This window comes from Serratia sp. GW822-FHT06D09 (genome assembly GCF_058799515.1).
In genome coordinates this window covers 73,723-99,790 of the sequence record NZ_JBXALO010000011.1, presented here as the reverse complement: position 1 = coordinate 99,790, position 26,068 = coordinate 73,723, and the positions used below count along the sequence as shown (strand labels likewise).

At 57.2% G+C, this 26,068-nt stretch carries 21 protein-coding genes; 2 read left to right on the top strand and 19 right to left on the bottom strand.

Annotated features, from left to right (window positions below; all coding sequences use genetic code 11):
- Positions 1–21 precede the first annotated feature (21 nt).
- The 13 genes from srlD to AC1RKG_RS21535 all read right to left on the bottom strand — a co-directional run bounded on the left by srlD (position 22) and on the right by AC1RKG_RS21535 (position 13,835).
- Positions 22–801 carry a sorbitol-6-phosphate dehydrogenase gene (srlD, locus tag AC1RKG_RS21595; RefSeq protein WP_020828110.1) on the bottom strand — a complete coding sequence of 260 codons (780 nt, stop codon included), beginning with the start codon at positions 799–801 and terminating at the stop codon, positions 22–24.
- 10 nt (positions 802–811) lie between these two features.
- Complete coding sequence (gene srlB, locus AC1RKG_RS21590) at positions 812–1,174, bottom strand: PTS glucitol/sorbitol transporter subunit IIA (protein ID WP_493183697.1); 363 nt, start codon at positions 1,172–1,174, stop codon at positions 812–814.
- Between the two features lie 22 nt (positions 1,175–1,196).
- Positions 1,197–2,174: a PTS glucitol/sorbitol transporter subunit IIB gene (gene srlE / locus AC1RKG_RS21585; protein WP_493183696.1), complete on the bottom strand. Its 978-nt coding sequence runs from the start codon at positions 2,172–2,174 to the stop codon at positions 1,197–1,199.
- 15 nt (positions 2,175–2,189) lie between these two features.
- The gene (srlA, locus tag AC1RKG_RS21580) at positions 2,190–2,738 is read right to left on the bottom strand and encodes a PTS glucitol/sorbitol transporter subunit IIC (RefSeq protein ID WP_020828107.1); all 549 of its coding nucleotides are present in this window, start codon (positions 2,736–2,738) and stop codon (positions 2,190–2,192) included.
- Between the two features lie 264 nt (positions 2,739–3,002).
- Positions 3,003–4,052, bottom strand: a complete 1,050-nt coding sequence (gene fbaB / locus AC1RKG_RS21575; RefSeq protein WP_012146277.1) for a class I fructose-bisphosphate aldolase — start codon at positions 4,050–4,052, stop codon at positions 3,003–3,005.
- A gap of 205 nt (positions 4,053–4,257) precedes the next feature.
- Entirely contained in the window at positions 4,258–4,944 is a 687-nt protein-coding gene (locus tag AC1RKG_RS21570; protein WP_201896099.1) for a GntR family transcriptional regulator, read from the bottom strand.
- A 145-nt stretch (positions 4,945–5,089) separates the two neighbouring features.
- The gene (locus AC1RKG_RS21565; protein ID WP_493183695.1) at positions 5,090–6,583 is read right to left on the bottom strand and encodes a mannitol dehydrogenase family protein; all 1,494 of its coding nucleotides are present in this window, start codon (positions 6,581–6,583) and stop codon (positions 5,090–5,092) included.
- Between the two features lie 54 nt (positions 6,584–6,637).
- Positions 6,638–7,927, bottom strand: coding sequence for an MFS transporter (locus AC1RKG_RS21560; protein ID WP_020828104.1), 1,290 nt, complete (start codon positions 7,925–7,927; stop codon positions 6,638–6,640).
- Positions 7,928–7,994: 67 nt separating this feature from the next.
- Positions 7,995–9,011 carry a Zn-dependent oxidoreductase gene (locus tag AC1RKG_RS21555; RefSeq protein ID WP_493183707.1) on the bottom strand — a complete coding sequence of 339 codons (1,017 nt, stop codon included), beginning with the start codon at positions 9,009–9,011 and terminating at the stop codon, positions 7,995–7,997.
- A gap of 14 nt (positions 9,012–9,025) precedes the next feature.
- On the bottom strand, positions 9,026–10,240 hold the full coding sequence (gene manD, locus AC1RKG_RS21550; protein WP_020828102.1) for a D-mannonate dehydratase ManD: 1,215 nt from the start codon (positions 10,238–10,240) through the stop codon (positions 9,026–9,028).
- 212 nt (positions 10,241–10,452) lie between these two features.
- Positions 10,453–11,370, bottom strand: a complete 918-nt coding sequence (yegS, locus tag AC1RKG_RS21545; RefSeq protein WP_020828101.1) for a lipid kinase YegS — start codon at positions 11,368–11,370, stop codon at positions 10,453–10,455.
- 473 nt (positions 11,371–11,843) lie between these two features.
- The gene (gene trhP / locus AC1RKG_RS21540; protein WP_041414820.1) at positions 11,844–13,196 is read right to left on the bottom strand and encodes a prephenate-dependent tRNA uridine(34) hydroxylase TrhP; all 1,353 of its coding nucleotides are present in this window, start codon (positions 13,194–13,196) and stop codon (positions 11,844–11,846) included.
- 300 nt (positions 13,197–13,496) lie between these two features.
- On the bottom strand, positions 13,497–13,835 hold the full coding sequence (locus tag AC1RKG_RS21535) for a YegP family protein (RefSeq protein ID WP_020828098.1): 339 nt from the start codon (positions 13,833–13,835) through the stop codon (positions 13,497–13,499).
- A 351-nt stretch (positions 13,836–14,186) separates the two neighbouring features.
- Here AC1RKG_RS21535 and AC1RKG_RS21530 point away from each other — a divergent pair, with 351 nt between their 5' ends.
- Positions 14,187–14,450, top strand: coding sequence for an antitoxin (locus AC1RKG_RS21530; protein ID WP_020828097.1), 264 nt, complete (start codon positions 14,187–14,189; stop codon positions 14,448–14,450).
- A 2-nt stretch (positions 14,451–14,452) separates the two neighbouring features.
- Positions 14,453–14,839, top strand: a complete 387-nt coding sequence (locus AC1RKG_RS21525) for a type II toxin-antitoxin system VapC family toxin (RefSeq protein WP_493183694.1) — start codon at positions 14,453–14,455, stop codon at positions 14,837–14,839.
- A gap of 6 nt (positions 14,840–14,845) precedes the next feature.
- On the opposite strand, the gene baeR is transcribed toward AC1RKG_RS21525, so the two are convergent.
- The 6 genes from baeR to AC1RKG_RS21495 are packed head-to-tail and all read right to left on the bottom strand — an operon-like array spanning position 14,846 to position 25,828.
- The gene (gene baeR, locus AC1RKG_RS21520; RefSeq protein ID WP_020828095.1) at positions 14,846–15,562 is read right to left on the bottom strand and encodes an envelope stress response regulator BaeR; all 717 of its coding nucleotides are present in this window, start codon (positions 15,560–15,562) and stop codon (positions 14,846–14,848) included.
- Positions 15,562–16,944, bottom strand: coding sequence for an envelope stress sensor histidine kinase BaeS (gene baeS / locus AC1RKG_RS21515; RefSeq protein WP_046372938.1), 1,383 nt, complete (start codon positions 16,942–16,944; stop codon positions 15,562–15,564). Before baeS ends, baeR begins: the two co-directional genes overlap by 1 nt.
- A complete protein-coding gene (locus tag AC1RKG_RS21510) occupies positions 16,944–18,374 on the bottom strand; it encodes an MFS transporter (protein WP_493183693.1) in 1,431 nt (476 codons plus the stop codon). The genes baeS and AC1RKG_RS21510 overlap by 1 nt, the downstream gene beginning before the upstream one ends.
- A gap of 10 nt (positions 18,375–18,384) precedes the next feature.
- Positions 18,385–21,465: a multidrug efflux RND transporter permease subunit MdtC gene (gene mdtC / locus AC1RKG_RS21505; protein ID WP_493183692.1), complete on the bottom strand. Its 3,081-nt coding sequence runs from the start codon at positions 21,463–21,465 to the stop codon at positions 18,385–18,387.
- Positions 21,462–24,581, bottom strand: a complete 3,120-nt coding sequence (locus AC1RKG_RS21500; protein WP_046372940.1) for an MdtB/MuxB family multidrug efflux RND transporter permease subunit — start codon at positions 24,579–24,581, stop codon at positions 21,462–21,464. Before AC1RKG_RS21500 ends, mdtC begins: the two co-directional genes overlap by 4 nt.
- On the bottom strand, positions 24,581–25,828 hold the full coding sequence (locus tag AC1RKG_RS21495) for an MdtA/MuxA family multidrug efflux RND transporter periplasmic adaptor subunit (protein ID WP_493183691.1): 1,248 nt from the start codon (positions 25,826–25,828) through the stop codon (positions 24,581–24,583). Before AC1RKG_RS21495 ends, AC1RKG_RS21500 begins: the two co-directional genes overlap by 1 nt.
- Positions 25,829–26,068: the final 240 nt, after the last annotated feature.

The window sequence follows — 26,068 nt, the reverse complement described above, 5'->3', positions numbered from 1 at the left end:
GGAGAGGGAGCGTTGACAAGATCAGAACATCACCTGACCGCCGGTAATGTTGATCGACTGGCCGGTGCAGTAAGAAGCCTTATCGCTGGCGTAAAACAGCAGGGTATTGAGCACGTCCTGATAGTCACATCCGCGTTTCAGCGGCACCTTGTCGGTGTAATACTTTTCAACCTGATCCGGCGCGATCCCCAGTTTTTGTGCGTACTGCGGCAGCAGCGACTGGAACATCGGCGACTTCAACAGGTTACCCAGCATTAAGGAATGCACGGTAATGCCGTATTCCGCCAGATCGAGCGCCAACGACTGTGTCAGCCCCACGCCGCCGAACTTGGCGGCGCTGTAGCCCGAGTTGTGCTTGCTGCCGACCTTGCCGGATTTAGAGTTGATCTGAATGATGCGTCCGGCAATGCCGTCGCGGATCATCAGGCGAGAAAACTCGCGGGCACAGAGAAAATAGCCCACCAGATTGACCTGCAGCGAGCGGTCGAAATCCCCCAGCGGGAAATCGGTGATCGGTGCCGCCTTGGCGATACCGGCGCTGTACACTAGCAGGTTGGCCGGGCCGAATTCATCGTCAACCGCTGCCGCCAGCGCAATCACGCTTTGTTCGTCGGTGGCGTCGGCCTGGAAACCACGCGCGCTGCCCGCGCCGTATTGGTCGTTAATCTGTTGTGCTACCTGCCGGGCGTTATCCGCGTTTAAATCGGCGACCGCCACGCGATAGCCCGCCTGCGCCAGACCCTGGCACAGAAATGCACCCAACGTTTGGCCACCGCCAATCACTACAGCTACTTCAGACATGGTTTACTCCTTATGCGATAAATTTCAGCGTGCTGCCCAGCGGGATATCCGCCGGCGTGGTGCCGGATACGTGGATCGATCCGGGGAATTCGGCCTGTGGCTCGCCGTCGAAACGTACGGTAAGGTGGCCCAATTCACGCAGGTTTTGAGTGGCGACGTCGCCAACGGCGGTGATTGGATAACGTTGCTCTGCCAGCTCCATCCACCCCCCGGCCTTCAATTCACCGGAAGTGTTGCCGTGCTGATGGATGAAACAGAATTCTTCGATGTCTGCCGGTGCGCCTTCACGGAAGGTGATCAACATGTCATCTTGCAGCGCCTCGCGGGCGCAGTCGCCAATCTGGGTGATGGTGGTCTGGAAAATGGTATTCATAACGGCTCCCTGGCAAACGAAGTTATTGGTAGATGAAGGCGGATGCGGCCCAGGCGATCAGTACCGTCGGTGCGCCGGTCAGGAAACGTCCGACCAATACCGAAGGAACGCCGACCCGAACCGTATCCTGCTTGGCCTCCGCCAGCGACAGGCCGACGGGAATAAAGTCACAGGCGGCCTGCGCGTTAATCGCGAACAGCGCGGGCAGCGCCAGTTGCGGCGGAATATGGCCGAGGCCTATCTGCACCCCGACCAATACGCCGATCACCTGAGCGATCACTGCACCAGGGCCGAGGAACGGCGATAGCAGTGGGAAGGAGCAGATCAGCGCCAGCGTCACCAACCCAATCGGGCTGTTGGCCAATGGCGTCAGGCCATGGGCGATAAAATCCCCCAGGCCGGAAGCCATGATGATGCCGATCAGCGCCGAGACGAACGCCATAAACGGCAGTATGGTCTTCAGCACCGTGTCGATGGTGTCGCGCCCGGCCTGGAAGAACACCGCCACCACCGATCCCATGCCCATACCCACTTTGGCCAACAGGCCGTCGCTCTGCTCGGTGATTTTTTTACTGGTGTCGTAATCCCGTCCCTTGGGTTGCGACGTGGCTGTCGGGATCTGATCGGTAGCTGCTTCCACCCGGCTGATGTTGCTATCACGCACGCCGGAGACGTAAATATCCTCGAGGATAAACTTCGCCAACGGGCCGGATTGGCCGGTAGCGTGAATGTTGACCGTCGGAATACGGCGCTTCGGGTACAGGCCGCAGCGCAGGGTACCGCCGCAGTCGATCACCATGACGCCAATTTCGTCTGCTGGCGGTTCGCCTTCTTTAAAGCCATCGACGGCAGGCCAGCCGGCCAGTTCGCTAATCCGGTCGACGATCGATGGGCGGGTACCGGCAGTGATGTACACCACTTTTTTGCCAGGTTCGATCGGCAACGTTAATGGGCCACCCCAGCCGCTGGCGCCTTTCTCAATACGGATATAAGCACTCATGCTGCACTCCACGAATTAAAGTTGCACCTGGCGATCCAGGCGGATCCCCATCTTGCGTTCGAACAGGCTGGTGGTGAGATCGGTGATCCAGCCGCGGAAAAAGTTGGTGAACAGCCCGACCAGAAAATAGCTCACCGCCAGCGGCCCCAGTGGCAGGCCGAGGGTGGTCAACCCGCTGGCAATGCCGAGATAAACGAAGAGTTCGCCAGGGTTGATATGCGGGAACAGACCGTTCATCGAGTGGCAACTGTAGGACGCTGCCGCGTAATAGCTGGGTTTGTATTTCTCCGGCATAAAGCGCCCTAGGCTGAGGGTCATCGGGTTGCAAAAAACAAAGGTGCCGATCAGCGGCAGCAGCAGATAACGAGAAACCGGGTTCCCCGCACAGCGCTGCGCCAAGCGTTCGATACGTTCCTGGCCTACAAATTTGATCAGCGCGTTCATAATGACCAACAGGCTGATTAACAAAGGTAAAATGCCCGTCACCATGCCGACAAACACTTCACCGCCTTTCTGAAACAGGCCGATAAACCATTCGGCTCCGTGGGTGATTAGCTCAATCATTATTATTCTCCTGTGATGGAAGGTATGGCCTGGAGCGAACGGCGGCTCTGTCGCCATGGGCCTAACACTAATCACTTTATGGATTCATTTGTTTTAAATAGATCACAATTTGAAAGATAAATATTTTATTGTGAAAGTTAATGATGAAAGAAAAATAACATTAAGCGGCGGGGGAGCAGAAAAGGGGAGCGGGGATCGACAGAAAAATGCGACAAAAAAGCCCGGCGAACCGGGCTGGAGAAACGAACTGGGTGTGGCTTGGGATCAGGCGATGGTGACTTTCTTGTCCAGGTAGGTGTCCTGAACGGCATTGATCAACGCCACGCCTTCTTTCATCGATTTCTTGAACGCCTTGCGCCCCAGAATCAGGCCCATGCCGCCTGCGCGTTTGTTGATGACCGCGGTGCGAACCGACTCCTGCAGGTCATTCTCACCGGCGGCACCGCCGGAGTTAATCAACCCGGCGCGGCCCATATAGCAGTTGGCCAGTTGGTAGCGCACCAAATCGATCGGATGGTCGGTAGTCAGCTTGCTGTAAACGCGGTCATCGGTATAACCGAATTTCACCGCGCGGTAGCCGCCGTTGTTTTCCGCCATTTTTTGCTTAACGATATCGGCGCCGATAGTGGCGGCAATGTGGTTGGCCTGGCCGGTGAGATCGGCACTGGAATGATAGTCCACGCCATCTTTGTTGAACGCCGGGTTGCGCAGATAGGCCCACAGCACGGTGACCATACCCAGCTCGTGAGCGCGCTCGAAGGCGCTGGAAATTTCTTCAATCTGGCGGCGTGACTGCTCGGAACCAAAGTAAATAGTGGCGCCGACCGCAACCGCGCCCATGTTGAACGCTTGCTCGACGCTGGCGTACAGCGTCTGGTCGTATTGGGTCGGGTAGCTCAGGGTTTCGTTATGGTTCAGTTTGACCAGGAACGGAATTTTGTGCGCGTAGCGGCGCGAGACTGACGCCAGCACGCCATAAGTGGAGGCGACGCAGTTACAACCGGCCTCAATGGCCAGTTCGACGATATTTTTCGGATCAAAATACAGCGGGTTAGCGGCGAAAGACGCGCCGGCAGAATGCTCAATGCCCTGATCGACCGGCAGAATAGACAGGTAGCCGGTGCCGGCCAGGCGGCCATGGTTAAGCAGGCTTTGCATTGAACGCAACACGGTGTTGGGGCGGTTGTTATCGATCATTATCCGGTCAACAAAGTCGGCGCCCGGCAGGTAGAGATTTTCAGCAGGGATGGTAGTACAGCGGTGTTGCAACAGGTCTTCCGCTTCCTTTCCTAACAACTGTGCAATATCAGTCATGATTAACTCCCGATTTAGCTTCTTCATACACCGGCAACCTAAGGTATCTGACCACCGGCGTAGCAAAAAGCGGTGATTGAAGCTGATAGAACGATAGTAATGAAATCCTGATGGCAAGGAGAAACAATAGATGCGATTGAGAGGAATTGCCATTTGCGTGGCCAAATACGTGGGGACGATCGCCCCACGGAAGATTTGTGGCTGATTATTCGACTTCAAACCACTCGGTATTTTGCATAGAGATAGGGGTAATGGAGTAAATCATCTCTTGCAGGTGTTCATGAATGGCGCGCTCGGCGGCGTCGGCATCCTGTGCTTTCAGCGCTTCAAAAATGCGGTAATGCTGTTGGATCAGGCTTTCCGGCGGCGAAACCTCGCTCAGGCTGAGAAAGCGCACCCGATCCATGGTGGCCTTGATGGTTTCGATGGTTTCCCAGGCCAGCGGGCAGTCGGCAAACTGGGTTAGCAACTGGTGGAACTCGTCGTCCAGAGCCAAAAACTCACGGGTTTGCCGATTTTGCGCCGCCAACGTCTGGCGATGCAAATTATGCTCCAGCGTCATCAGCTGCTCCGCCGTGATCCGTTCTGCGACACGACGAACAATCGCGCATTCCACTGCCTGACGAATAAAGCGCCCGTCGGCTACCCGCTTGGCGGAAATCTTCATCACGAAAGTACCGCGCTGCGGCAGGATCTGCACCAGTCCCGCTTCCGCCAGCTTGATAAAGGCCTCGCGCACCGGCTGACGTGAAACGCTAAAGCGGGTGGAGATCTCTTTCTCAGACAACAAGGTGCCGGGGGGAATGGTGCAATCGACGATATCCTTACGTAGGAACCGATAGATTTGCTGATTGACCGGGAGGTTGTTGGTAAGGCTGTAGGTTTCAGACATGGTGAAGATCGGTAATCTGGCTGAGATTCGGATGCCACCATACTAGCAGATTATTCTTTGATGGCGGGCGGATTAATCCACCCACTTAATATGATAACTCAATGATGTCATTCGCTGGCCAGGGGCTTCGGCACAGTGACATCCATCATCGTGCTTCCGATGTGTTTTCGATGACGGGCAGCGCGGCAACGGTGGCTCGAGCCCCCTGCGCCAGCAGCGTAAGGTAGGCATCGGTCACCGCCTTGACGAACCGTAAGCTGTCCGGCAGATCGCGCCCAAACACCGTTTCAAGCTGCAGCAGCGCCAATACCCGTTCGGCGCCTTCGCGGCTGTTGCCGACCCGTTCGGCAAGATGTTCACGCAGGGGATCGTTGATTTCGATAATCTGACCCTGTTCGTCCTGGCCGCCGACGTAACGCATCCAGGCGGCCACCCCTAAAGCCAGGCAGCTAAAATCGCTGCCCTGTGCCAGGTGCCAGCGGATGGCGTCCTGCAAACGCTGTGGCAGTTTTTGCGTGCCGTCCATGGCGATTTGTCCGGTGCGGTGCTTCAGCGCACCATTGCGATAGCGAGCCAGCAGCGATTCGGCGTACTGCGTCAGATCCACACCGCTGACTTGCAGCGTCGGCGCCTGTTCCGCCAGCATCAGATGGCGCGCCGCACGCACAAAATGCGCATCCTGCATGCAGTCGCTGATATGCGCATAGCCGGCCAAATAGCCCAGATAAGCCAGAAAAGAGTGGCTGCCGTTGAGCATCCGCAGCTTCATTTCTTCGTAAGGCAGCACGTCGTGGACCAGTTCGGCTCCGACCTTTTCCCACGCCGGACGCCCCTGTGGGAAGTTATCTTCTATTACCCATTGGCTAAAGGGCTCGCAGGCGACAGCGACCGGATCGACGATACCACCCAGTAAACCTTCAATGTGCCGCAGCGTTTCCGCCGTCATCGCCGGAACAATGCGGTCGACCATGGTGGAGGGAAAAGCGACATGCTGTTGAACCCACGCCGCCAGTTCCGCATCCTGTCGCTGCGCCAGTTGGCAGAGCAGGTTGCGGGTCACCTGGCCATTGGCCGGCATGTTGTCGCAGGACATCACGGCGAATGCCGGCAGCCCACGCTCACGACGTAGCCGTAGCGCCGCCAGCAGCAAACCGGGAGCGGACTTTGGCCGCTGCGGGTGGGCGATATCATGCTGAATGTCCGGATGTTCAGCCAGCAACTGGCCACTGGCGGGATGATAACAGTAGCCTTTCTCGCTGATGGTCAGTGAAACGATAGCGACTTCCGGCTGCGCCATAGCTTCAAGTACGGCTTCCAGCCCGTCGACCTGCAGATGCAGCGCTTGCCTGATAATGCCGACAACCTGACCTCGCCAGGCGCTGTCGTCCATTTCGGCCACCGTATATAACAGGTCCTGACGTTGTATATCGGCGATTTTTTGCTGGCCGTTGTGCATGCTGATCACGCCGTAGCCCCAATCGCTGGCGTGATCCTTTGCCAGACGCTCGGCGTAAATCGCCTGATGAGCCCGGAAAAATGCGCCAAAACCGAGGTGTACGATTCGGGGTTTTAGCCGTTGGCGATCGTAGCCTGGTGCTGCAATTGCCGCCGGTAGCGCGGCGGTGCTGGAAAGCGTCATGTTGTCGTTCCTGAAGAAGGGGAAAGCGGGGCGACCTTGGCCGCCCCTGAAGCATTAAGATTTCGAGATTTGCGGCTGTACGGTGTTGCGCGGTGCCTTGATCACCAACAGCACCAGCACTGCACCCAGCGCAGCCACGCCGCCAGCCAACATAAAGGCGCTGTCGAACTTACCGGTGTTTTGCACAATGTAGCCGGTCACGATAGGGCCAATGATGCCGGAAACGCTGCCGACCAAATGGATAAAGCCACTGGCACCGCCGACCCGGGACTTATGCACCACGTCCTGAATAATCGCCCAGTAAATGGCGCCGGTGATGTACAGGAAGAAGATCGATACTGACATCAGTACCACCGCCGGTACTACGCTGCTGACGGTACCCGCCAGGGCCACGCAGATGGCCGCCGCCAGCAGGCTGGTGACCAGCACGATCTTGCGCGACAGCAATAGCTTGCCGGTGATATTGAAAATCTTGTCGGAGATATAGCCGCCGAGCGCCAGCCCGACAAAGCCGACAATCCACGGGATCATGGTGGTGAGGCTCATTTCCTTGATGTTCAGGTTATGCGCCTGAACCAGATAGGAAGGGAACCAGCTCAGGAAGAAGAACAGGATGTAGTTGTAGCAGAAGAAAGCGAACGCAGTGACCAGGATGATCGGCTGTTTCAGGTAGTAACCCAGCCCGTGTGCCGCGTTGCTCAGCTCTTCTTCCGCGCTGTGGGTTTCCTGTTTCATCCGGTTGACCAGCGCAAGTTCCTCATCGCTGACGCGTTTGCTTTTCGCCGGATTATCCGCCACCACGAAGAACCACACCAGCATCCAGACGATACCGATCGAGCAGATAATCATAAACGCCGGTCGCCAGCCGAACGCCAGTGCCAGATAGCCGACGATTGGCCCGGCGACGGCACCACCCAAAGGTGAACCGGCGCTGAGCAGCCCCATGGCGGTTGCGGCCTGTTTCTTCGGGAACCAGCCGTTGATCATCTTATTGGCCGAGGCGCAGATTGGCCCTTCTGCCATGCCGAACAGCACGCGCAGGATCAGCATGGAATAGAAACCGGTGGCTAATGCCGTCATGCCGCAGAAAATCGACCACAGGCCAACGGCGACACCGAGCACCAGCGTCGGGCCGAACTTGTCTACCGCCAGCCCGCCGACAAAGTTGAAGATGGCGTAACCGAAGAAGAAGCTGCCGAAGATGATGCCGAACTGTTCGGCATTCAACATCAGATCCTTCTCGATCATCGGCACGGTAATCGACAGCGCAACGCGGTCGAGGTAGTTGATCATGTAGACCATAAACAGCAGGAATACGATGGTCCAACGCAGGTTTTTAAACATAAAGCACTCCACTTATGTTGTTTTCATTGTGATGCTTAGTTCTTTGCAAAGGTGGCGACGCCGGGTGCTAATCGAACTGTAATAACACCTTGCAGCAGGTGCGCTGGTCTTGTTCGAACATCAGCATCGCCTGCTCAACCTCGCTGGCCGAGACGCAGTGGGTAATTAATCGTTGCGGATCGATTTTGCCGCTGGCCATCCAATCGATGACCTGCGGGAAGCGCCCGCTGTTTAGGCGTGAGGAGAAAATCGACAGCTCCTTACTGGTGATGCTTTGCTGGGTCAGGGGGCAGGCCTCGCCGGAGAAGCCCATGATGCCGATACGCGCCGCCGGTGATGCCAGGTTAATCGCCTCCTGCAAAATGGCCGGATGGCAGGCGGCGTCGACGATCAGCGTCGGCTGGAGTCCGCGCCGCTCCAACTCGGCTTGCAGCGAGCCTTCAGCGTTATTGAAGGTCCAGTCGGCACCGTTTTCCTGCGCCATCACCAGGCGCTCACTGATGCGGTCGGTCACGATCACCTGCTTCACGCCGTAGACCCCTTTCAGCGTTTGGATCACCGTCAGCCCCATCGGCCCGGCGCCGTAGATCAGTGCGATGTCATCGGCAGTGGGTTGCAGGTGGGCGGTGATATTGGCGCCAATGGTGAAGGGTTCGACCATGGCGGCATGGCGATCGCTGATGCTGTCCGGGATGCGGTAGGCATTGCGCGCCGGAGCGCAGGCGTAGTCGCTGAATCCCCCGTCGCGGTGCACGCCAATTACCTGCAGTTCGGTGCAGACGTTAGGGCGGCCTATAGAGCAAGGGTAGCAATGCCCGCAGCTGACGACCGGATCGACCGCAACGCGTTCCCCGATGCGTTGTGGATCGACATCGCTCCCCACTTGGTCAATGACGCCAAAAAACTCATGCCCGATGACGCGCGGGTAGCGAGCGAAAGGGTTATGGCCATGGTAGATATGCACATCTGAGCCGCAAATACCGGCGAACTTTATCTTCACCCGCACTTCGTTGGCTGCCGGCTGCGGCAAGGGGCGTTGCTGGATAACCAGTTGGCCTGGTTTTTCAATGACCACGCTGTGCATGGTGTGTTCTTCTGTTACCAGTTCCATAAGGTGCCATCCTCCAGGCGTGCGACCGGCAGATAAGCCGGTTCATAGGGATAACGGGCCGCCAGTTTTTCATCGAACTCGATACCCAGCCCCGGCTTGTTGCCCGGATGCATGTAGCCGTCGTTGAAGCTCCAGCTGTGCGGGAATACTTCGAGCATCTGTTCGGAGTAGCCCATGTATTCTTGTACGCCGAAGTTAGGGACCCACAGATCAAAGTGCAGCGCCGCCGCCATGCAGATAGGGGACAAATCGGATGGCCCGTGTGAACCGGTACGTACCTGATACAGCGAGGCAAAGTCGGCGATACGGCGCATGCCGGTAATGCCGCCGGCGTGGGTCAGGGTGGTACGGATATAGTCGATCAGCTGTTCTTCGATCAGTTGCTTGCAGTCCCAAATACTGTTGAAGACTTCGCCGACGGCGATAGGGGTCACGGTATGCTGGCGGATCAAACGGAAGCATTCCTGATTTTCTGCCGGGGTCGGATCCTCCATCCAGAACAGGCGGTATTGTTCAATGCTTTTACCGAAGCGGGCGGCTTCGATAGGGGTCAGCCGATGGTGCATGTCGTGCAGCAGATGTTCGTCGAAACCGAAACGGTTACGTACTGCTTCAAACAGCTTGGGGGTGAAATCGAGGTATTTTTCCGTTGACCACAGCTGTTCTTCCGGCCAGTTGCCTTTGGTGGCGGGTTCATAAGCCAGGCCTTTGCCTTTGGCCATGCCGTAGGTGGTTTTCATGCCAGGCACACCGCATTGGGCACGAATGGCTTTAAAGCCCAACTCTTTATGTTTGGCGTAGTCGTCGAGCACTTCGTCGATGGAATGGCCGGTGGTGTGGCAGTACACCATGACGCCGGTACGCGATGCGCCACCGAGCAATTGGTACAGCGGCATATTGGCGGCCTTGCCCTTGATGTCCCACAGCGCCATGTCTACGGCAGAGATGGCGGACATGGTGACAGGCCCGCGGCGCCAGTAGGCGCCTTTATAGAAGAACTGCCATATGTCTTCGATCTGATGGGCGTCCCGGCCGATCAACTGCGGACAGACATGATCTTTCAGATAGGACGCCACCGGTAGTTCACGGCCATTAAGCGTGGCGTCACCGATACCGGTAATACCCTCGTCGGTGGTGATCTTCAGCGTGACAAAATTCCTGCCTGGGCAGGTCACAAATACCTCTGCGTTAACAATCTTCATAACGTCTTTATCCTGTTCCCACGGGTCATCATATTGGACGGAAAATACGCTATGAACCAACTACCATACAAGTATGATTTAAAGGATTTGCCGGAGAGGATCACATTTCGATGCGGAATAAAGTGCAAGCGACAGGCGGTAAATTCTTTGGGATAAAGGGGCTGATGCTATGACGAGTGGCGCTCAGCCTTGCCGGTGAGCGCCATAGACGGTTATTCGGGGGTAGGGCCTTGACCCAGCAGCCCGCAGTTAGGCGGCAGGCGACATTCAATGGCATGCGGCAACACTTCAATGCGAAAATGCTTGCCCTTCAGGGGTTCACCGTCGAGGTTAAAGGTCATCTCGTGCGGGGCCTTGATCTCCAACCACGGCAGTGCGGCGCTGATGACGTTTTTGTTTTCTTCGTCGTTAAACAGGCTGGCTACCAGCGCCGGCAGAAGTTCATCCGCGATCAACAGGCGCAGTTGCAGCAAGCCGTCGTTGATCAGCGCGTCCGGGCAGAGTTGCTGACCACCTCCGGCCTGTTTGCCATTGCCGATGCCGATGACCAACGCATTGCCTGCCCAGTGGAAATCCGGCCCGCGGATCTCGCAGCGGTCGGCCTTGAGCGTATCCATGCGCAACAAACCGTGGATAAAGTAGGACACGCCACCCAGCGCCGCCTTCAGCTTCTCTGGTGTTTCGGTGGTGATGCGTGTGCCGAATCCGCCGGTTGCCATATTGATGAAATAGCGTTCATCGTTCACTTTCGCCAGGTCTATCGGCACCGCGCGGCCTTTTACTGCCAACCGCAATGCCTGTTCCGGCATCAAAGGAATGTTGCAGGCCATGGCAAAGTCATTGGCGGTGCCCAGCGGCAGAATACCCAGTACCGGGCGTCCGGCCGCCGGCAAGGCCGTTAGCGCCGCAGCCACTTCGTTGATGGTGCCGTCACCACCGCCGGCAATCAGCGTTTTCACACCCAGTTGGCAGGCTTCCCGTGCGTAACGCGCTGCGTCACCCTGTTCCCAGGTTACGCGAACGTGAAGAGGCTGGCCTTCATCTCGCAACTTTTGTACGGCAAGGCGAACCTCGTCGTTGCCGGCGCCTTTGCCGTTAATGATAAGAAGCGCTGGTGCTGGTGAATGCATTCCCGATATCTCCCGGCTGTAAACTATAGGGCAACGATAAACTACCCATCGGCGGCAGGCCATCAGAATATTCAGTTAATTCTGATTAATCCTGACCTGGCAGAGATTATTTCTGCAGGATTGACTTAAATTAAGATATATCCGTGGGCAAGTTAGTGGTTTTTGTTAATGCATTAATTAATCGTTGTAGCTTTATTTTTATATCGCCATGACAACAGGTCGTAATGAAAAATAGGCAAGTCAGTGAATTGAAAGCTAATGGATATATTAGATAGGATTATTTTACGACAGCAAAGAAAAAGCCAGTCCAAGGGAGATTGGACTGGCTAAGGAGGTGGTTCCTAGTATTGCTATGCAAATCTTTTTCGTTCTTAGTTTTAAGCAGCCTGATGTTAACCAAGCTGCGGAGTAATTGATGTGATCCAATTCTAATATTTGCTAAAAAATGCCATTAAAGGATCACTCCCTGCATTTTATGCCGCAGGAGTATTGGTATCCGGCAAATTTCGGATCAGCAACGCGTAATTGAGATCGATATCTTGCGGGATCGGCAAATAAACGATATGGCCGTTACCCGGCGCCACGTCGATCGCTTCACCTTTCTTATTTTGCATGCTCTCCAGGGTAAACAAGACGTTACCTCCTGGGGTCATCATTTCTACGCTGTCGCCGAGCAGGAATTTGTTTTTCACGTCAACTTCAGCCCAGCCGTCACGCCGTACCCCGGTGAATTCGCCGACAAACTGTTGGCGCTCAGACAGCGATGAGCCGTAATCGTAGTTTTGCTGCGCTTCGTGTACGTGACGGCGCAGGAAGCCTTCGGTGTAACCCCGATGTGCCAGGCCTTCGAGCGTGGTCAACAGAGTGGGATCGAAAGGCTTGCCGGCGACGGCGTCATCGATAGCGCGACGATAGACCTGCGCGGTACGCGCGCAGTAGTAGAAGGATTTGGTGCGGCCTTCAATCTTCAGCGAATGCACACCAAGTTGCGTCAGGCGCTCCACGTGCTGGATGGCGCGCAAATCCTTCGAGTTCATGATGTAAGTGCCGTGTTCATCCTCAAAGGCGCTCATGTATTCACCGGGTTTCTGCGCTTCGGACAGCATGAACACCTTGTCGGTGGGGGCCCCGATGCCCAGCGTCGGCTCGACGGTTTGCACCGGGATCGGTTCATGCATATGCACGATGTTGCCGGTCTCGTCTTCTTTACCTTCTTCCGCTTTGTACTGCCAGCGGCAGGCGTTGGTGCAGGTGCCCTGGTTAGGATCGCGTTTGTTGATATAGCCGGACAGCAGGCAGCGGCCGGAGTAGGCCATGCACAGCGCACCGTGGACGAAGATTTCCAGTTCCATCTCCGGCACCTGGGTGCGGATTTCGGCGATCTCCTCCAGCGACAGTTCACGCGACAGGATCACCCGCGTCAGGCCCATTTGCTGCCAGAATTTTACCGTCGCCCAGTTTACCGCGTTTGCCTGCACCGACAGGTGGATATCCATCTGCGGGAAGGCTTCACGTACCATCATGATCAGGCCGGGATCGGACATGATCAGCGCGTCCGGGCCCATGTCGATCACGGGTTTAAGATCGCGCAGGAAGGTTTTCAGCTTGGCATTGTGCGGGGCGATATTCACTACCACGTAGAAGCGTTTTCCCAACGCATGGGCTTCGTTAATTCCCTGCGCCAGATTCTCGTGGTTGAATTCATTGTTACGTACCCGCAGGCTGTAACGCGGCTGGCCTGCATAAACCGCGTCGGCGCCATAGGCAAAGGCGTAACGCATGTTTTTCAGCGTGCCGGCTGGGGAGAGGAGTTCCGGTGTAAACATAATGAGTCTCGGTCTGATTTCAGGTCAGTATACCTCTGTCTTTCTAACCGCAGCGTTGTTGGCTGCATTCGTTCACCCCAGTCACTTGGTCTACCAAGCTCCCGGAGACTCACGAACTTGCCGCCTAGCTGCTGTATGAAAGCCAGTGGGTATAACGCGCCCCAAATGGCGCAGTAAAAGCGGGGAATTGTAGCCGCAGCGCGGCGAGAAATCAGCAGGTAACCGGATTTATTACAGGGAGATTGATCCTGGTCATAAGAAAAACGCGCGATGGCGGGCATCGCGCGCCTTACAGATGCATTAAGCGCTCAGATCGCGCACGTCGGTGGCCGGACCGTTTTTGATCACCGACTGAATACCGTTCTTTGCCGCAGTTTCAGAGCTGTACATCTCACTGACGCCGATCACCTGATGGTTTTTGGCTTTCAGCACGAAATAAGGCTGATTGCTGGTGCTGTGCTTCAGTTCGTATTGTGCTTCGTGGGGGGAATTGGTTTGCACCGAGGCAATGCCATTCTCCGCCGAGGCCTTGCTGGCGTACATCTCGCTGGCCAGAATGATTTCGCCATTGCTGGCTTTCAGGTTGAAGTGGTATTGCCCATTCTTTGCTTTTTTCAGCTCATAGTGACCGATTGCCATGGTTCTTCTCCTGTGGGTTCCGATTAGTGATGTAAGTGTAGCCAATGGCTTGAAATTGAGCGGCTAATAAACCGGACTTGAGAAGGGTAGCGCAAAAAAAACGCCATTTTTTTGCGCTGACAGGGAGTTTTGTGCAGCGGATACTGCTGTAGCACGGGAAGCTAACGGGGGATTGTCATGCCGAAATTTTGCGCAGCCCGCCGCATTCTTGAGCACGCAGTATTTCAACCGCAACCTGGGAAGGCTAGGGTGAGGCCGTTGCATTATTGCGGTCAAAAAATAAGCACCGCATATTGGCATCTCCCCTTAACAGGCATATGCTTAGGCCTATGCCTGTTAAGGGGGATGGAAATGGAAAGGGTCGCGAAACTGTTTAAAAACGGCAGAAATCAGGCGGTGAGGTTACCCGTGGAATTCGAATTTGATACAGATCGTGTGTATATCCGCCGCGATCGGGAGGGAAACGTGATTTTATCTAAATATCCGGCCAAACCTGACAGCTGGGCTCCGCTGCTGCAAATGATCGAAAAAACGCAGGTACCGCATGACTTTCTGGCGGCTGATGAACGTCAGCAGGGCAGTGCCACCCGCGATCCGTTCGCCGGGGAAGAGTAAGCATGTATATGTTTGACACCAATACGGTCAGCCAACTGTTCCGTCGGCATCCCCGCTTGCTGAGCCTAATGGAAAAAATCCCGCCTTCTGCGGTATGCATTTCCAGCATTACGCAGGCGGAACTGCTTTATGGCGTAGCCAAGCGGCAGAACCTTGCGCTGAAAGCGACGGTCGCGGCATTTCTTGATTCCGTGACGGTATATGTCTGGGACAGTGAAGCCGCGCATTGCTATGGCACGCTGCGGGCGGAAATGACGCAAAAGGGGCGGGTGATGGGGGCCCTGGATCAGCTTATTGCCGCCCACGCGCAGAGCCGCGGAGCGACAATAGTGACTAACGACCGGGCGTTTGCCATGGTGCCAGGCCTGACGATAGAAGACTGGACCTAGGGCCGATTAAAGCCCGTTCACCAGGCGGCAAGGTTCGGACTCCCAGCGGTAACCGACGCCGTACACGGAGCGGATAAATGATTTCTCGCCGTCGATCAGCTCCAGTTTGCGCCGCAGGTTTTTGATGTGGCTGTCGATGGTACGGTCGGTCACCACCCGGTAGTCGTCATACAGATTATTCAGCAGCTGCTCGCGCGAGAACACGTTGCCCGGCTGGCTGGCCAGGGTTTTCAACAGGCGAAACTCCGCCGGAGTGAGATCCAGCATCTGCCCCTGATAGCTGGCCTGAAAGCGCGGTTCGTCAATGTGAAGCTGCGTTTCTTCCTGCATATTGTCCAATGGGCGATAGCAGCGGCGCAGAATGGTTTTTACGCGCGCAACCACTTCACGCGGGCTGTAAGGTTTGCAGATATAATCGTCTGCACCGATCTCCAGCCCCAGCAGGCGGTCGATCTCTTCAATTTTTGCCGTCACCATCACCACCGGAATATCGGTGAAACGGCGCAATTCTCGGCATACCGTTAACCCATCGCTGCCCGGCAGCATCAGATCCAACAGGATCAGCGCCGGCGAATGTTCATGTACCGCCGGGACCACCTCGCTGCCGTTGGTCAGCCAACGCGTGGCATATCCCGCCGCCTGCAGGTAGTCCACCAGCAGTTGGCCGAGCTTGGGCTCATCTTCAACAATCATAATTTGCAACGGTTGATTCTGGGTTTCCATCATGACGCCTTATTCATTACCGGGGTGGCGAATTCTACTGTAATCCGCACGCCGCCCAAAGGCGAGTGCTGGGCGTAGATCGTCCCGTTGTGTGCTTCCACTATGTTTTGACAGATTGACAACCCCAGACCGGAGCCGCCACTGGCGCGGTTACGCGAACCTTCGGTACGGTAAAAACGTTCGAAAATGCGCGCCAACTGATCGTCATTGACGCCCGGTGCGCTATCCTGCCAGTAAATCAGCAGGCGGCCTGGCTGCGTCTGGGCGCCAATCTCCAGCTTGCCACCGGCGTCGGTGTAACGCAGGCTGTTTTCCAGCAGGTTGTTGAATAGTTGGTTAAGCCTGTCCGGGTCACCAAACAGCGGTGCCTGTTCTGGCAGTTGGGTCACGATGTCCAACCCTTTGGCGTGAAAACGCTCGCGGAAGCTGGCAACCGCGATTTGCAGTAAATGCACGCAATCAACCTGCGATTTACGGTAGGCGAGCGCACCGAGATCGGATAACGACAGTTGATGCAGATCGTCCACCAGTTTGGTCAGGGTGGAGACTTCGGCCTGCAAGGATCCCAGCGAAGCAGCCGTAGGCTGACGTACGCCGTCCTGCAGCGCCTCCAGCTCACCGCGCAGCACCGCCAGCGGGGTACGCAACTCGTGCGAGACGTCGGCCATCACGGCGCGGCGCATCTGCTCATTTTTTTCCAATGAGGTAGCGAGCTGGTTGAAGTCATGCGCCAGCCGACCCAGTTCATCCTGGCTGCTGACGGCTACGCGGGTGCTGAAATCGCCAGCCGCCAGCCGGTGGGTACCGGCTACCAGCCGTTTGACCGGCGCCAGCAACCCGCGCGACATCAGCCAGGTGACCGCCGCTGCCAGCAGGGTGGACAGGGCGACAATCATCCAACTGGTGCGTCTTTGCTGCTGATCGAAACTGATGTCGGTATTACGTGTCAGCCTCTCTATGGGCGTCGTAATTACCCAGCCGACGATTTCATTGTTGTAGCGAATCGGATGACGCGGGCCCTCCTTCGGTACCGGGCCGGAGTGCCCCACCAGCCGGTTGTACTGGCTGTCCACCACCCAAAACTGGGTGCGCCAGCCTTTGGGCGGCAAATTGTGGCTGCTGTCGCTGTTTTGTTCGAACGAACGCATGATCTGGTAAATCACCTGATCGTTATTACGCAGAAAAACCCAGTTACCGTGACGACTGTACTGTTCTTCCAATGCTTCGCTCAGCATGTTGATGCGCTGCTCGTTGCTGTTTTTGATGTAGTCGATAAAACCGCGCTCGAAGCTGATGCGAACGCCCCAATGCATGGTAATGAGCACCAACATGCAGGTGGCGAAAATGGCCATGAACAGCTTGCCGGTGATGCCTATTTTCATTATTGCAACCTCTTGGAGCCGGTCCCCGGCTCTTTGGTCAGCGTACGGTTGGGGGCGGTATCGGCCGGAACGCGGGCGAAGGCCAGCGCGGGCAGCGCGATGATCAACGCCATGCAACAGTAGCTGTAAATAAATGCGCTATGGATGGCCGGGCTGTCGGTAACCACCTGATGATGGGCAAAGCTGCCGATCAGAATACCGGCGATGCTGACGCCGAGGCTCATCGACAGCTGCATCACCATCGACAGCAGGCTGTTGCCGCTGCTGGCCAGTCGATCCGGCAGATCTTTCAGCGTCAGGGTGTTCATGGCCGAGAAGCGCAATGAGTTGACCATGCCCTGGAAAAACAGTACTACCGGCAGCAGCCAGATCCAGCCCAGCATCGCTACCAGCGGGAAACTCAGGCTGATCAACGCCAGCATCAGCGTGGCGGCAACCAGCACGTTACGGTAACCGAAGCGGTTAACCACCCGCACCACAATGCGTTTCATTCCCATGCTGCCGATAATCATCGGGATCATCATCAACCCGGCGTGGAACGGGGAGAAGCCCATGCCGACCTGCATAAACAGCGGTGTCATAAAGGGCAACATGCCGCTGCCGATACGGCCCAGCAGGCTGGCCGTCAGCCCCACTTTATAGGTTTGGGTTTTGAATAACCGCAGTGAGAACAATGCGCGGCTATTGCCATGCGCATGCCACCAGTAACCCGCCAGTGCCGCGATGCCGGCAATCACCAGCGCGGCGATGGCGGGAGAGGAGAGCCCCATCCCTTTGTGGCCGTCGAGCGCCAGCGTCAGCGTCGCCATGCCGATCGCCAGCATGATAAAGCCGCTGATGTCGAAGCGACGGGTCTGCATGCGGTAATTGGGCATCAGCAGCAACGTGGCGATGGCACCGGCGATCCCCACCGGGATATTGATCAGGAAAATCCAGTGCCAACTGGCGTACTGCACCAGAAAACCGCCCAACGCCGGCCCCATTAACGGGCCAATTTGGCCGGGCAGGGTGACGAAGGTCATCGCGGCCATATACTGTTCGCGCGGGACGATTTTCATCACCGTCAGGCGACCCACCGGTACCATCATGGCGCCGCCGATGCCCTGGATCACGCGCGAGGCGATCAGCTCATTCAGCGTCTCAGAACGGGCGCACAGAATGGACCCCAGAGTAAACAACACGATGGCGCTGAAGAACACCCGCTGCACCCCAAATCGATCCGCCAACCAGCCGCTGGCAGGCAGCATCACCGCCACCGTCAGCACATAGGAGACAATCACCGACTGCATGCGCAGCGGGTTCTCCCCCAGGCTGACGGCCATCGACGGCAGGGCGGTGTTGACGATAGTGGTGTCGAGCGTCTGCATAAAGAAGCCGAATGCCACGATCCAAAGTTGCCATTGTACGGAGGCGGTGTGTTTTATCAGCATCGGGTGGCCATTATTGGGGCAATGGATCCAGTTTCTTGCCGCGACGGAATTTCATCTGCAGCCGGTCAAAATACAGGTACACCACCGGGGTGGTGTACAGCGTCAACAGCTGGCTGACGATCAGGCCGCCAGCGATGGTGATACCAAGCGGCTGGCGCAGCTCGGCGCCGTCGCCGTGGGTCAACACCAGCGGCAATGCGCCAAACAGCGCCGCCAGGGTGGTCATCATGATTGGCCTGAAGCGCAGCAGGCACGCCTGGAAAATGGCGTCATGTGCGCTGATGCCGCCATTGCGCTGCGCGTCGAGGGCAAAATCGACCATCATGATGGCGTTTTTCTTCACGATACCGATCAACAGCATAATGCCAATCAACGCTATCAGGCTGAACGGCGCACCGAACAGCTCCAGCGCCAGCAGGGCACCCACCCCGGCGGAGGGCAGGGTGGACAGAATGGTCAGCGGATGAATGTAACTTTCATAAAGAATGCCCAGCACGATATACACAGTAGCGATGGCGGCGGCGATCAGCAGCAACTGAGATTTCAGCGTTTCCTGGAACACCTGGGCGGTCCCGGCAAAAGTGCCGCGTACGGTGGAAGGCACGCCGAGCGCCGTCATGGTTCGCTCTACGGCGGAGGTGGCGTCCGACAGGCTGCCGCCATCCGGCAGGTTAAACGAAATAGTTGACGCGGCCGACAGGCTCTGATGATTGACCGACAGCGGTGCATTGGCGGGCCGCCAACTGGCAAAGTAGGACAGCGGGATTGCCTTGCCGTCTTTGTTGATCACAAACATTTTGTCCAGTGAACTGACGTCCTGGGTGTATGGGGGGGCGACTTCCATCACCACTTTGTACTGATTGAGCGGTTGATAGATAGTCGAAATCTGACGTTGGCCAAAGGCGTTATTCAGTAGGTTGTTGGCATCGGAAACCGAAATACCCAAACGGGCCATGGTCTCGCGATCGTAAACCAGATCCATTTCTGAACCTTTGTCCTGCTGATCGGAGTTGACGTCTGCCAGCTCTGGCAGTGCAGCCAGCGCAATACGGATTTTCGGTTCCCATTCGCGTAGCGCGGCGAGATCGTCCGCCAACAGCGTGTACTGGTAACTGGCGTTAGCCTGCCGGCCGCCGACGCGGATATCCTGCACCGCCATCAGGAACAGACTGGCTCCCGGTTCTTTCGCTAACCGGGCACGCAGCCGGGCAATCACTTTCTGTGCATCGTCGCTGCGCACCGATAGCGGTTTTAACGAGATAAACATCGATCCGCTGTTGGTGCGTGAACCGCCGGTGAAACCGGTGACGTTTTCCACATCCGGATCTTCACGCACGATCTTCATGAAATCTTCCAGCTTAACGCGCATAGCCTGGAAGGAGATGCTCTGGTCTGCCTGGATAAAGCCCATCAGTCGGCCGGTGTCCTGCTCCGGGAAGAAGGTTTTCGGAATGCTGATATACAGCCAGACATTGAGCGCGATGGTGGCGAGAAATAGGGCCAATACCCAGCGTGAATGGCCAAGCACCCAGCTCAGCGAGCGTCCATAGCCTTTTTGTAGCGCCAGCAGCATTTTACCGAAACCACGAATGCGCCGCTGCGCTCGCGGCGGCTGGTGACGCAGCAGGTAGGCGCACATCATTGGCGTCAGCGTCAGAGAGATAATCAACGACAGCCCGATCGAGACTGACAGGGTGACGGCAAACTCGCGGAACAGCCTGCCGGGCAGGCCTTCCATCAACAGCAGCGGGATAAATACCGCCACCAGCGACACGCTCATCGACAGCACGGTAAAGCCGACCTCCCGAACCCCCTGCAACGCGGCGTTCAGCGGTTTCATGCCGGCTTCGACGTGGCGCGAAATATTTTCCAGCACCACGATGGCATCATCGACCACAAAGCCGGTGGCGATGGTCAGCGCCATCAGCGACAGGTTATTCAGGCTGAAGCCGCACAGGTACATCGCGGCAAAAGAGCCGATCAGCGACACCGGTACTGCCACCGCCGGGATCAGCGTCGCGCGCCCGGACCGCAGGAAGATGAACACCACCAATATCACCAGCCCAATGGCGATCACCAGCGACTGTTCCACTTCCGCCAGCGAAGCACGGATGGTTGGCGAGCGATCCTGCGCGATATTCAGCTGAATGGACGCCGGGATGTTGTCTTGCAAGGCGGGCAATTCGGCGCGAATGCGATCGACGGTTTCGATGATGTTGGCGTCCGGCGCCCGGCTGATGGCCAGAATAATCGCCGGTTTGGCGTTGGTCATCCCGGCGTTGCGTACGTCCTGTACCGAGTCTTTGATCTCGGCCACGTCACTCAGGCGCACCGCCGCGCCGTTGTTGTAGTGGATAATCAGCGGGCGATAAGCCTCGGCGGTTTTCAATTCATCGTTGGCCTGGATCTGCCAGCGCTGCTGCTGATTGTCTACCGAACCCTGCGGTCTGCGTACGTTGGCATCACTGATGGTTTGGCGCACCGCATCGAGCGATATCCCCTGATTGAACAGCGCGCTTGGGTTAAGTTCGACCCGCACCGCAGGCAGTGAACTGCCGCCGACCGAGACGTCGCCCACCCCTTCGGTCTGGGCGATTTTTTGCGCCAGCTGAGTCGAGGCGAAGTCGTAAAGCTGGCCCTGGCTGTAGGTGTCGGAGGTCAGCGTCAGGATCATGATTGGCGCGTCTGACGGATTGACCTTACGGTAGCTCGGGCGGCTCGGCATACCGGTGGGCAGCAGGCTTTGCGCCGCGTTGATCGCCGCCTGCACGTCACGGGCCGCGCCGTTGATATCACGGTCGAGATCGAACTGCAAAATGACCCGGGTGCTGCCGAGTGAACTCATCGAGGTCATTTCATTGACCCCGGCTATCCGGCCCAGAGCGCGTTCCAGCGGCGTAGCCACCGACGAGGCCATGGTTTCCGGATCGGCCCCCGGCAACGAAGCGCTGATCGAAATCACCGGATAGTCGACCTGTGGCAGCGGCGATACTGGCAACAGGCTAAAACCAATCACACCGCTGATGGCAATTGCCAACGTCAGCAGCGTGGTGGCCACCGGTCGGTAGATGAACAGGGCGAAGAATTTCACGGCAGCTCCTGCACATCCGGCTGCCGGCGAGTGTTACGCGCCAGCTTGTCAAACAGCAGGTAGATCACCGGAGTGGTGAACAGCGTCAGGATCTGGCTCATTACCAGCCCGCCGACCATGCAAACCCCGAGCGGGTGTCGCAGTTCCGCGCCGACGCCGGTGCTGAGCATCAGCGGCAGTGCCCCCAGCAATGCCGCCAGCGTGGTCATCAGTATCGGCCGGAAACGCAGCAGGCAGGCCTGATAAATCGCATCGTACGGCGTCATACCTTGCTCACGTTCGGCGGCCAGCGCGAAGTCGATCATCATGATGGCGTTTTTCTTCACGATGCCGATCAGCAAGATGATGCCGATGATGGCGATCACATCCAGTTCGCTGCCGGCCATCATCAGTGCCAGCAAGGCACCGACCCCGGCGGTGGGCAAGGTTGAAAGAATGGTAACCGGGTGAATAAAGCTCTCATACAGCACGCCCAGCACGATATACATCGCTACCACCGCCGCCAGGATCAGCCACAGGGTCCCCCCCAACGCCGCCTGGAACGCCAGCGTCGCGCCCTGGAACTGGGTGGTGATATCTTTCGGCATATCGAGATTTTTTTCCGCCAGGGTGATGGCGTCGACCGCTTCCCCAAGCGAATAATTGCCGGCCACGTTAAAGGAGATGGTGGCCGCCGGGAACTGATCGAGATGATTGACCGATAGCGGTCCGAAACGCTCTTCGATTTTGGCAATGGTGTTCAGCGGCACGATGGTGCCGTTGCTGCTGGTCAGGCGGATCTCACTCAGCGCCGCCAACCCTGGCGTGGTGCTGACGTCATGTTCCAGCACCACCCGGTACTGATTGGCCTGGGTGTAAATGGTGGAGATCAACCGCTGGCCGAAAGCGTTGTACAGGGCGTTATCCACGTCACTCATGCTGATGCCGAGGCGGGAAGCCGAATCGCGATCGACGTTCACGTAGGCCACCAGTCCTTGATCCTGCCAGTTACTGGTGACGTCCGCCAACTGCGGTGCCTGTTTCAATTCCGCCATCAGCTGCGGTACCCACAGGCTGAGCTCGTCCAGCGACATGGCCTGCAGGGTAAACTGGTACTGGGTGCGGCTGACCTGGGTGTCGATGGTCAGATCCTGCACCGGTTGCAGATACAGCTTCACGCCGGGGAACTGTGCGCTCTGCTGCTGCAGACGAGTGATGATGGCCGGAATACGGTCGCTGCGTTCGCTCAAGGGTTTGAGGTTGATTTGCAACCGGCCGCTGTTGAGCGTGGCGTTGCTGCCATCGACGCCAACAAACGACGTCAGGCTCTCCACCGCCGGATCCTTGAGGATTTCTGCCGCCACCTGCTGTTGGCGCTCGGCCATATTACTGAACGACACCGACTGCGGCGCCTCCAGCGTGCCCTGAATAATGCCGTTGTCCTGTACCGGGAAGAATCCTTTCGGGATCAGCAGGTAAAGCAAGACGGTGAGCACCAGCGTGCTGAACGCCACACCTAGCGTCAACCAGGGATGATTCAGCACGGTTTTCAGCCATTTGCCGTAGCGGGCGATGACCCGGTCAAAGAAGCGTTCAGAAGCGGCGGAAAAACGGTTCTGCTTGCGCAGGGATTCGTGGCTCAGCATGCGTGCGCACATCATCGGTGTCAGCGTCAGCGAAACCACCGCCGAAATCAAAATTGCCACCGCCAGCGTCACGGCAAATTCACGGAACAACCTGCCAACGATATCACCCATAAACAGCAAGGGGATCAGCACGGCTACCAGCGAGAAGGTCAGTGAAATAATGGTGAAGCCGATTTCGCCGGCGCCTTTTAAGGCGGCGTCGAGCGGTTTCTCGCCCTTTTCGATATAGCGTGAAATGTTCTCGATCACCACGATGGCGTCATCGACCACAAAACCGGTGGCGATGGTTAGCGCCATCAGCGTCAGGTTATTGATCGAAAAGTCCAAAAAGTACATGGCGGCGAAGGTACCGATCAACGACAGCGGTACGGCGACGCTGGGAATAATAGTGGCCGGGACATTGCGCAAGAACACGTAAATCACCATCACCACCAGCGCTACCGCCAAGAGCAGCTCGAACTGCACGTCGCTGACCGAGGCGCGAATGGTGGTGGTTCGATCGGTCAGCACCTTGACGTCGACCGACTTGGGCAGGCTTTTAATCAACTGAGGCAGCATCTCGCGGATGCTGTCGGCGGTGGTGATGACGTTTACGCCTGGCTGGCGCTGAATATTGAGCACGATGGCCGGCTGCTTATTGGCCCAGGCCGCCAGCCGGGTATTTTCCGCGCCTTGTTCGATGGTGGCGATATCCTGCAGGCGGATAGCCGCACCGTTCTGGTAAGCGACAATCAGCTGACGATAGTCGTCGGCTGATTTCATCTGGTCATTGGCCGAAAGGGTGACCGAACGCGTCGGGCCGTCCAGGCTACCTTTGGCAGAGTTGACGTTGGCGTTGCTGATGGCGGTGCGGATGGTTTCGCTGTCCAGACCGTAGGCGGCAACGGCCGCCGCATTGAGCTTCACGCGGACTGCCGGCCGTTGGCCACCGGAAATGGTCACCAGTCCGACGCCGGTGACCTGAGATATTTTCTGCGCGACACGGGTTTCCACCATGTCTTCCACCTGGGTCATCGGCATGGCGCTGGAGGTCACGGCCAGCGTCAGGATCGGTGGATCGGCCGGGTTAACCTTGCTGTAAATCGGCGGGTAGGGCAGATCGTTCGGCAACAGGTTGGTGGCGGAGTTGATTGCCGCCTGCACTTCCTGTTCGGCGACGTCGAGCGGCAGCTCAAGCTGGAATTGCAAGGTGACGACCGAGGCGCCACCGGAACTTTGCGATGCCATCTGCTTGAGGCCGGACATCTGGCCAAACTGACGCTCCAGCGGAGCCGTGATCGCCGAGGTGACCACGTCCGGGCTGGCTCCGGGATACAGCGTGACCACCTGAATGGTCGGATAGTCGACCTCCGGCAGGGCGGACACCGGCAGAGCGCGATAACCGATGATCCCCGCCAGCAGGATCGCCAGCATCAACAGCGTGGTGGCAACCGGCCGCAGTATAAACAGGCGGGATGGACCGCCGCCGGCGTTAGGTGGCATCACCTGCATCAGGATTTCCCCTGGGTGCGAGGTGAGTGGATTGGTTTGCCGGCCGCAGACGCCGCCTGCGGCGTGACCACCTCAACCTGCATGCCTTCGGTCAGGCGATCTATGCCGTCGGTCACTACCCGGTCACCGGCGTTCAGCCCGGCGTTAATCACCACTTTTTGGCTGTCCTGCACGCCGGTGGTCACCAAATGTTTACTGACCTTGTTATCTTCGCTCAGGGTCCAGACGAAGTTGCCTTCGTTGCCCATCTGCAAGGCCGCCGTAGGGATAACGATCGCATCCAGCAGCGTTGCCACTTTCAGGCGTGCATTAACAAATTGGTTGGGGAACAGCGCGTCGTCCTCGTTGGTGAAGCGCGCTTTCAGTTTGATGGTGCCGGTGGTGGTGTCGATTAGGTTATCCAGGCTCAGCAGTGAACCGGTCGACAGCAGATTTTGGTTGGTGCGATCCCAGGCTTCGACGCTGACCGGGCCAGCTTTTTGCGCTTTGATCAAATCGCTGATAGTAGCCTCAGGCAGGGTAAATACCACATCGATAGGGTGAGTTTGGGTGATCACCACAATGCCGGTGGTGCTGCCGCTGGTGATGTAATTACCGACGTCCACCAGCTTCAGACCGACACGACCGTCAATTGGTGCGGTGATACGGCTGTAGGTGATTTGCAGCTTGGCGCTGTCGACGGAGCCCTGATCGGCTTTGATTGCGCCTTCGGTCTGTTGCACCAGCGACAGCTGAGTGTCCAGATCCTGCCGCGACACCAGATTGGTTTTGGCCAGTTGCTGATAACGTGCCAGATCGCGCCGGGCATTGGCGAGGGTGGCCTGATCTTTGGCCAGTTGTCCCTGCGCTTGAGCCAGCTGTACCTGGAACGGACGCGGGTCAATTTCAACCAGCAAATCGCCGGCTTTGACCTGTTGCCCTTCGGTGAAGTGGATCGCCATCAGTTGGCCATCGACCCGGCTGGTGACGGTCACGGTGTTGGCGGCGGTAGCCGTGCCCAGCCCGGAAAGGTAACGCGGCACCGTTTGCTGCGTGGCGGTCGCAGCCTGTACCGGTGACATTGGCGCTCCCCGTCGTCCTGCGCCTGCCGCCGCTTTGCCCCCACCGGCGTGACGCGCTCCAGGGGCAGCATTGTCGGCCGGCTGCGGAGCGCTGAAGTGACGCCATATCAGCACGGCGGCAATAGCCACAATAACCACCACCAACAGGCGCAGTAACAGTGAACGACGTGGGTTTTTTGCATTCATGGTGGCGAAAATCTCTCCAAAAGGCAGGCGTGCGGGCACTCATTGCCAAAAAAGTTACACTCCTTACAGAATACTAGTTTAGCGAGGAAAGACGGCATAAAAATGAAGGAAATATGGAGGAACCGTCAGCATTGTCCGAATAAGTTGTAGATTTGATCATGCTATGTTTATAAGCGTTGCCATCCGGCTTATAGCGAATGCGTTTTAGCGGATTTCCTGCTTTCGCGCTAATAATTACCC

Excerpts from the sequence above, each read along its gene's own strand:
- AC1RKG_RS21555 (WP_493183707.1), bottom strand. The coding sequence starts at position 9,011 with ATGCACAGCGTGGTCATTGAAAAACCAGGCCAACTGGTTATCCAGCAA.
- AC1RKG_RS21500 (WP_046372940.1), bottom strand. The coding sequence starts at position 24,581 with ATGCAGGTGATGCCACCTAACGCCGGCGGCGGTCCATCCCGCCTGTTT.
- baeS (WP_046372938.1), bottom strand. The coding sequence starts at position 16,944 with ATGAAAATAGGCATCACCGGCAAGCTGTTCATGGCCATTTTCGCCACC.
- srlD (WP_020828110.1), bottom strand. The coding sequence starts at position 801 with ATGTCTGAAGTAGCTGTAGTGATTGGCGGTGGCCAAACGTTGGGTGCA.
- AC1RKG_RS21510 (WP_493183693.1), bottom strand. The coding sequence starts at position 18,374 with ATGCTGATAAAACACACCGCCTCCGTACAATGGCAACTTTGGATCGTG.
- fbaB (WP_012146277.1), bottom strand. The coding sequence starts at position 4,052 with ATGACTGATATTGCACAGTTGTTAGGAAAGGAAGCGGAAGACCTGTTG.
- AC1RKG_RS21560 (WP_020828104.1), bottom strand. The coding sequence starts at position 7,927 with ATGTTTAAAAACCTGCGTTGGACCATCGTATTCCTGCTGTTTATGGTC.
- srlB (WP_493183697.1), bottom strand. The coding sequence starts at position 1,174 with ATGAATACCATTTTCCAGACCACCATCACCCAGATTGGCGACTGCGCC.
- srlE (WP_493183696.1), bottom strand. The coding sequence starts at position 2,174 with ATGAGTGCTTATATCCGTATTGAGAAAGGCGCCAGCGGCTGGGGTGGC.
- yegS (WP_020828101.1), bottom strand. The coding sequence starts at position 11,370 with ATGCATTCACCAGCACCAGCGCTTCTTATCATTAACGGCAAAGGCGCC.
- AC1RKG_RS21570 (WP_201896099.1), bottom strand. The coding sequence starts at position 4,944 with ATGTCTGAAACCTACAGCCTTACCAACAACCTCCCGGTCAATCAGCAA.
- AC1RKG_RS21525 (WP_493183694.1), top strand. The coding sequence starts at position 14,453 with ATGTATATGTTTGACACCAATACGGTCAGCCAACTGTTCCGTCGGCAT.
- baeR (WP_020828095.1), bottom strand. The coding sequence starts at position 15,562 with ATGGAAACCCAGAATCAACCGTTGCAAATTATGATTGTTGAAGATGAG.
- trhP (WP_041414820.1), bottom strand. The coding sequence starts at position 13,196 with ATGTTTACACCGGAACTCCTCTCCCCAGCCGGCACGCTGAAAAACATG.
- srlA (WP_020828107.1), bottom strand. The coding sequence starts at position 2,738 with ATGATTGAGCTAATCACCCACGGAGCCGAATGGTTTATCGGCCTGTTT.
- AC1RKG_RS21530 (WP_020828097.1), top strand. The coding sequence starts at position 14,187 with ATGGAAAGGGTCGCGAAACTGTTTAAAAACGGCAGAAATCAGGCGGTG.
- manD (WP_020828102.1), bottom strand. The coding sequence starts at position 10,240 with ATGAAGATTGTTAACGCAGAGGTATTTGTGACCTGCCCAGGCAGGAAT.
- AC1RKG_RS21535 (WP_020828098.1), bottom strand. The coding sequence starts at position 13,835 with ATGGCAATCGGTCACTATGAGCTGAAAAAAGCAAAGAATGGGCAATAC.
- AC1RKG_RS21565 (WP_493183695.1), bottom strand. The coding sequence starts at position 6,583 with ATGACGCTTTCCAGCACCGCCGCGCTACCGGCGGCAATTGCAGCACCA.
- AC1RKG_RS21495 (WP_493183691.1), bottom strand. The coding sequence starts at position 25,828 with ATGAATGCAAAAAACCCACGTCGTTCACTGTTACTGCGCCTGTTGGTG.